The sequence below is a fragment of the Burkholderia semiarida genome, from assembly GCF_029268935.1.
Lineage (GTDB): Bacteria > Pseudomonadota > Gammaproteobacteria > Burkholderiales > Burkholderiaceae > Burkholderia > Burkholderia semiarida.
Map to the genome: position 1 here is coordinate 2,193,116 of NZ_JAHLCL010000007.1, position 6,431 is coordinate 2,199,546.

Consider the following 6,431-nt stretch of genomic DNA (forward strand, 5'->3'; position numbering starts at 1 on the left):
CAACAACGGCGTCCGACCTCGTTAGGAGTATTTCCACCTCATGCCGCGAATCGCTTCGCGGCCTGCGGCTTCACCACTGCAAAACTTTTTCGGGTTCGCCATCTGCGTTGGCTTGAATTAAGGGATCACCTGACTGCTGCGCCCCACCAACGGTCTTTGATAACCGGTTGCCCGCCCTGCTGCACGAACAACCGCCCAAAGCCCATGTGGACCGCTTCGCGAGCGAAGCGGCCCGAATACTTGCTTACTGTGCTGCCAGCGTAGCCTGGTCGACGCGCACGCCGACGCCCATCGTGCTCGACAGTGCGATCTTGCGCAGGTACACGCCCTTGCTCGTTGCCGGCTTTGCCTTCTGCAGCGCTTCGATCAGCGCGGACAGGTTCGAACGCAGCGCGGTCGGCTCGAACGATGCACGGCCGATGGTCGCATGGATGATACCGGCCTTGTCGACACGGAATTGCACCTGACCAGCCTTCGCGTTCTTGACGGCGGTTGCGACGTCCGGCGTGACCGTACCGACCTTCGGGTTCGGCATCAGGCCGCGCGGGCCGAGGATCTGGCCGAGCGTACCGACGATACGCATCGTGTCCGGCGAAGCGATCACGATGTCGAAGTCCATCTGGCCAGCCTTGATCTGCTCGGCCAGGTCTTCCATACCGACGATTTCCGCGCCGGCTGCACGAGCTTGCTCGGCCTTTTCGCCTTGCGCGAACACGGCAACGCGAACCGACTTGCCCGTACCTGCCGGGAGAACGACCGAACCACGAACGACCTGGTCCGACTTCTTCGCATCGATGCCGAGCTGGACTGCGACGTCGATCGACTCGTCGAACTTCGCGCTCGCGCATTCCTTCACGAGGCTCAGTGCGTCTTCGATCGCGTACAGCTTCTGACGGTCGACCTTGGCGGCAAATGCCTGACGGCGCTTGGAGATCTTAGCCATTTACACGCCCTCCACAGTGATACCCATCGAGCGTGCGCTACCAGCGATGGTGCGAACGGCTGCGTCCAGATCAGCTGCCGTAAGGTCCGGCATCTTGGTCTTCGCGATTTCTTCGGCTTGAGCGCGCGTGATCGAACCGACCTTGTCGGTGTGCGGCTTGCTCGAGCCCTTGTCCACCTTCGCCGCCTTCTTGATCAGGACGGTCGCCGGCGGCGTCTTCATCACGAACGTGAAGCTCTTGTCAGCGAATGCCGTGATGACCACCGGCACCGGCAGACCCGGCTCCATGCCTTGAGTCTGCGCGTTGAACGCCTTGCAGAACTCCATGATGTTCAGGCCGCGCTGGCCCAGTGCCGGACCAACCGGCGGCGACGGGTTGGCTTTACCTGCAGGGATCTGCAGCTTGATAAAGCCGATAATCTTCTTTGCCATTTGAAACCTCATTGGAACGCCGGAGAAGGCGTTCGGTGAGTGATAACGCGCTTTCGCCGCTGGCTACTGACGCTCCTCAACGGCCATGACGCGGGCCGTAAGCGCGAAGGTGGGCAGCCGAGGCTGCCCACCGAATCGGGATCAAACTTTTTCGACCTGACCGAACTCGAGTTCGACGGGGGTCGAGCGGCCAAAGATGGTGACCGACACACGCACGCGCGATTTCTCGTAGTTGACTTCTTCGACGGTGCCGTTGAAGTCCGTGAACGGGCCTTCCTTGACACGCACCATCTCGCCGACTTCGAACAGGGTCTTCGGGCGCGGCTTTTCGACGCCTTCCTGCATCTGCGACATGATCTTCTCGACTTCCTTCGGGGAAATCGGGGTCGGGCGGTTACGCGCACCGCCGACGAAACCAGTGACCTTCGCGGTGTTCTTCACGAGGTGCCACGTTTCGTCCGTCATTTCCATTTCCACCAGCACGTAGCCAGGGAAGAAACGACGTTCGGTCACAGCCTTGTGGCCGCCTTTGACTTCGACCACTTCTTCGGTCGGAACCAGGATCTGACCGAATTTGTCCTGCATGCCAGCACGTTCGATGCGCTCTTGAAGCGCGCGTTGCACGCTCTTCTCCATACCGGAGTAGGCGTGCACGACGTACCAACGCTTTCCGCTCGGGGATGCCGGAGTATCGCTCATATCATTTCCAACCCAGAATCGCCGAGAAAATCACCCATTCGATCGATTTGTCGCTCAACCAGAGGAAAATCGCCATCACGAGCACGAAACCGAACACGACGAGTGTGGTTTGCGTTGCTTCCTTGCGGGTGGGCCATACGACCTTCCGGACTTCCTTGTACGAATCCTTGGCAAACGCGATGAGGCTCTTGCCAGGGGCGGACATCAGCCCGACGGCCACGCCGGCGATGATACCTACCGCCAACGCGGCACCGCGGACATACCACTGCTGATTGGCCAGCCAGAAGAAGCCCACGAATCCGGCCAACACCAGCAATACGCCCAGGGCCAGCATCAGCTTATCGCCGGAGGTATTTACAGTTTCGACGGATGGATTCGCCATAACACCTTAAAACAAATGCCACGTGGGACACGTGGCGATTTTTGGCAGGGGCAGAGGGAATCGAACCCCCAACCTTCGGTTTTGGAGACCGACGCTCTGCCAGTTGAGCTATACCCCTAAACCATGTTGGGGCCGGCTGCTGCCAGCCCCAAAACTGTCGATCAACGAATAACTGGCTTACTCGATGATCTTGGCGACGACGCCGGCGCCGACGGTACGGCCGCCTTCGCGAATCGCGAAGCGCAGACCTTCTTCCATCGCGATCGGAGCGATCAGCTTCACCGTGATCGACACGTTGTCGCCCGGCATCACCATTTCCTTGTCCTTCGGCAGCTCGATCGAGCCCGTCACGTCCGTCGTACGGAAGTAGAACTGCGGACGGTAGTTGTTGAAGAACGGCGTGTGACGGCCGCCTTCATCCTTGCTCAGCACGTACACTTCAGCCGTGAAGTGCGTGTGCGGCGTGATCGAACCCGGCTTCGCCAGAACCTGGCCACGCTCCACGTCTTCACGCTTCGTGCCGCGCAGCAGGATACCCACGTTGTCGCCTGCCTGACCTTGGTCCAGCAGCTTGCGGAACATTTCCACGCCCGTGCAGGTCGTCTTCACCGTCGGCTTGATACCGACGATTTCGATTTCCTCGCCGACCTTGATGATGCCGCGCTCGACACGACCCGTCACCACCGTACCGCGGCCCGAGATCGAGAACACGTCTTCCACCGGCATCAGGAACGCGCCGTCAACCGCACGCTCCGGCGTCGGGATGTACGTGTCCAGTGCGTCTGCCAGGTTCATGATCGCCACTTCGCCCAGCTCACCCGTGTCGCCTTCCAGCGCCAGCTTCGCCGAACCCTTCACGATCGGCGTGTCGTCGCCCGGGAAGTCGTACTTCGACAGCAGTTCGCGAACTTCCATCTCGACCAGCTCGAGCAGTTCCGCGTCGTCAACCATGTCGCACTTGTTCAGGAACACGATGATGTACGGAACGCCAACCTGACGCGCCAGCAGGATGTGCTCACGCGTTTGCGGCATCGGGCCGTCTGCTGCCGAGCAAACCAGGATCGCGCCGTCCATCTGCGCCGCGCCCGTGATCATGTTCTTCACGTAGTCAGCGTGGCCCGGGCAGTCGACGTGTGCGTAGTGGCGGTTAGCCGTTTCGTACTCGACGTGTGCCGTGTTGATCGTGATGCCGCGCGCCTTTTCTTCCGGTGCCGCGTCGATCTGGTCGTACGCCTTCGCTTCGCCGCCGAACTTCTTCGTCAGAACCGTCGTGATCGCTGCCGTCAGCGTCGTCTTGCCGTGGTCAACGTGACCAATCGTACCAACGTTCACGTGCGGCTTGGTCCGCTCAAACTTTTCCTTGGCCATTTTCAACTCCCAAAAGGAATTTCACAGGTTGCGCCGCGCGCAAACAAGACACTGACTTTTTACTGCTGGTGCCCATGGGCAGGATCGAACTGCCGACCTCTCCCTTACCAAGGGAGTGCTCTACCACTGAGCCACATGGGCGCTACGCTTCAACTTAGCGGTCTGGAGCGGGTGAAGGGAATCGAACCCTCGTCGTAAGCTTGGAAGGCTTCTGCTCTACCATTGAGCTACACCCGCACGGGCCACTAACGATTCCTTGCCGCTCACTGCGCTGATATCTTGGTGGAGGAGGTTGGATTCGAACCAACGTAGGCGTAAGCCAACAGATTTACAGTCTGCCCCCTTTAGCCACTCGGGCACCCCTCCGTAGAGAACTGACGATTATGGGGGTGCATCGCACTCCTGTCAAGCATATCCGGAAGATTATTTTCACTTTCTTCCCGACCTCTGCTTCCCGCCGATCGCCGCCCTTGCCCGGCTAAGGCAAGCGCGAGATGTTGCCGACCGGCACCACATCTTCGTCAGACTCCGCCTTCAGCGCCGATCTGCATCTGCGCTAAAAACGAAAGACCGCCATCATACGGCCTCTTTCGCACAATGCCAAGCGGGTAGACGCAAATTTTCCGCAAATTTCGTGCCGGGCGAGTTTGGCGAGCCGGCTGGTGGTTGCTCCTGGAGGTTGGGCGCGGTGCCTCCGGAGTGAAATAAAGGCTCTGCAGCCGACGACGACGCACCCCTTCTGACGATTGCTGTCGGCTCCGTCGCCGGTTTCGACTACTGCTGCGTTCGCCGGCTTCACCACAAGGCATGAGGCCGTCTCGAGTCGCCCGCCTACCCCAGGTAAAGACCTCCATGCACCCGCCTCTCTGGAACGACACTTTTTGTGGTTGCACCGTAAGCGGTCATCTAATAACGCAGCAGGTGCGCACGACCCGGAGTCAGCTTCGTCGGATGAAACTACTTGGTAGGTTTTGGAAATCGATAGTTTACGAAGTGTTCCTCGGTAGACGTGACTTGAAATTTCATCGATTCGTAGAACGCAACAGCCTCCGAATTTGAGCGGAGGCAAGACAGTGTGATGGCCTTTCCGGTCCGCGCGGCCTCTGACATCAGCGATGTCAGAACGTCTTTTCCAATCCCCTGTCGCTGGAAGCTTGGTTTCAGTATCAGAAGCGACAGGTGAATAGCGTCGTCTAGCATCCTGACGACCGCGTAACCTGCTGTATTGGCGCCAACTCTGACCAATCGTATATCAGAGCGAGTGTAAGACTCTATAAATCGACGCCGTTGAAACTCATCATCCCAACCGAACGCGGAATCGATGTGATCGCGCAGCGCAGCCTCATATTGCGCGAAGAGCTCCTGCGTTTCAGTTGCGCTTTCTTCGAAGGGGACCAGCGCGACCCTGTTCACCAGACTGTCATTCATCAGGGATGTAAGCTCGTAAGCGGTACGATCGCTCAGTTTAGGTCAGGGCAATAATTTCCAAGGCAGTAGCTCGGCGTAGTCATCGACAGTCTCGGCCAACGGCAGCCTGGCAAATAGCCAGACGAGATATCGATACGGATTGATGCCGTTCGCGTTGTACGTTTCGACGAGAGAGTACAGGTTGGCGCTGGCTTGCGCACTGGGCAACCGTGTCAACGAACAGTAACCCAGATGCACGAGTTGATGATCGTGGGCGATGCCGTTATAGAGCTCGTACCCGTCAATCATCAGCACGGTGCCAGGCTGCACGCCGGCATAGAGCTTCTGCGCGTGCTGGGCGCCGCGGCCCTGCGAGTACGAGAACATCCGTACTGTGGCCTAGCGCCGTTGACCTGCGCCCACAGATAACTCTTCGCCTGTGTCCTGGCTCCTTCAGCACTTGGAAGGTTGTCTCGTCGCCGTAGATCACGTCCGACTCGAGCAGCGCGTCGCGCATCAAATTGATCATCGGCTGCGTAGCCACTCCCACCTCGCGCTTACGAAGTCGTTATAAAGCCGATATATGGCGCCGGTGCATCGACATCCGACGCGCGCTGCCCGGCAACTTGAGCTGAAGCGGCGATTCAAGAGCGAAGCATGGTACGCCGACCTTCCCTTGCGGAGCTCTCTGATCGGCGATCCGAATACGGCACGCGCCGACACGGGAACACATCCCTGCGATGGGTGGCCGCGTAGGCGACAGCGCCTATTCGCTCATCGAAGAAATTTACTCGGTACGGGACGGTCCAACGAGCGACCGTCGAAAAGAATCGCGCCGATTGTTGATCCTGTCAGACACGCAATACGCGCACGGCACAGCGGGCCCGTGGGTCGATTCGCTTCTTGCCGCAAGCCAAGCGTGCGCCGCGCCCCGATAGGGCTCTTTAGGGCGAGATGCGGCGAGCTGGATCGAAAATGGCGTTTGATAATAATGTCGCGGCTCTTGTGGCGGAGCAGTACAGTCGCGAGGAACATGCGGCAAGGGAGCCGGGAGCGGCGACATCCTGTCCGCTCTTGCCATTGCCATGGAGACGTTGTTTTCGCCGGCCGAAATGCAAAAACCCCCGCCTTGTCGGGCGGGGGTTTCTGGCTTAGGGAGCCTGACGATTACCTACTTTCACACGGGAATCCGCACTATCA

General features: G+C 59.2%; 6 protein-coding genes, 4 tRNA genes and 1 pseudogene. All 11 read right to left on the reverse strand.

What is annotated here, in order from left to right:
• Window positions 1-244 precede the first annotated feature (244 nt).
• The gene (gene rplA, locus KPB06_RS23180) at window positions 245-943 is read right to left on the reverse strand and encodes a 50S ribosomal protein L1 (protein ID WP_006482906.1); all 699 of its coding nucleotides are present in this window, start codon (window positions 941-943) and stop codon (window positions 245-247) included.
• Window positions 944-1,375: a 50S ribosomal protein L11 gene (gene rplK / locus KPB06_RS23185; protein ID WP_006477201.1), complete on the reverse strand. Its 432-nt coding sequence runs from the start codon at window positions 1,373-1,375 to the stop codon at window positions 944-946.
• 141 nt (window positions 1,376-1,516) lie between these two features.
• Entirely contained in the window at window positions 1,517-2,074 is a 558-nt protein-coding gene (gene nusG / locus KPB06_RS23190; RefSeq protein WP_006400672.1) for a transcription termination/antitermination protein NusG, read from the reverse strand.
• Window position 2,075: 1 nt separating this feature from the next.
• Window positions 2,076-2,456: a preprotein translocase subunit SecE gene (gene secE, locus KPB06_RS23195; RefSeq protein WP_006482892.1), complete on the reverse strand. Its 381-nt coding sequence runs from the start codon at window positions 2,454-2,456 to the stop codon at window positions 2,076-2,078.
• Window positions 2,457-2,498: 42 nt separating this feature from the next.
• A tRNA-Trp gene (locus tag KPB06_RS23200) sits at window positions 2,499-2,574 on the reverse strand.
• A 59-nt stretch (window positions 2,575-2,633) separates the two neighbouring features.
• Window positions 2,634-3,824 (reverse strand): elongation factor Tu, encoded by a 1,191-nt coding sequence (gene tuf / locus KPB06_RS23205; RefSeq protein WP_034209732.1) that lies wholly within the window; start codon window positions 3,822-3,824, stop codon window positions 2,634-2,636.
• A 66-nt stretch (window positions 3,825-3,890) separates the two neighbouring features.
• A tRNA-Thr gene (locus tag KPB06_RS23210) sits at window positions 3,891-3,965 on the reverse strand.
• A 22-nt stretch (window positions 3,966-3,987) separates the two neighbouring features.
• A tRNA-Gly gene (locus tag KPB06_RS23215) sits at window positions 3,988-4,061 on the reverse strand.
• 43 nt (window positions 4,062-4,104) lie between these two features.
• Window positions 4,105-4,190: transfer RNA gene (locus tag KPB06_RS23220), tRNA-Tyr, on the reverse strand.
• A 591-nt stretch (window positions 4,191-4,781) separates the two neighbouring features.
• Window positions 4,782-5,252, reverse strand: coding sequence for a GNAT family N-acetyltransferase (locus KPB06_RS23225; RefSeq protein ID WP_081066464.1), 471 nt, complete (start codon window positions 5,250-5,252; stop codon window positions 4,782-4,784).
• 42 nt (window positions 5,253-5,294) lie between these two features.
• Window positions 5,295-5,781: pseudogene (locus KPB06_RS23230) on the reverse strand (transposase); the annotation flags it as partial.
• Window positions 5,782-6,431 lie beyond the last annotated feature (650 nt).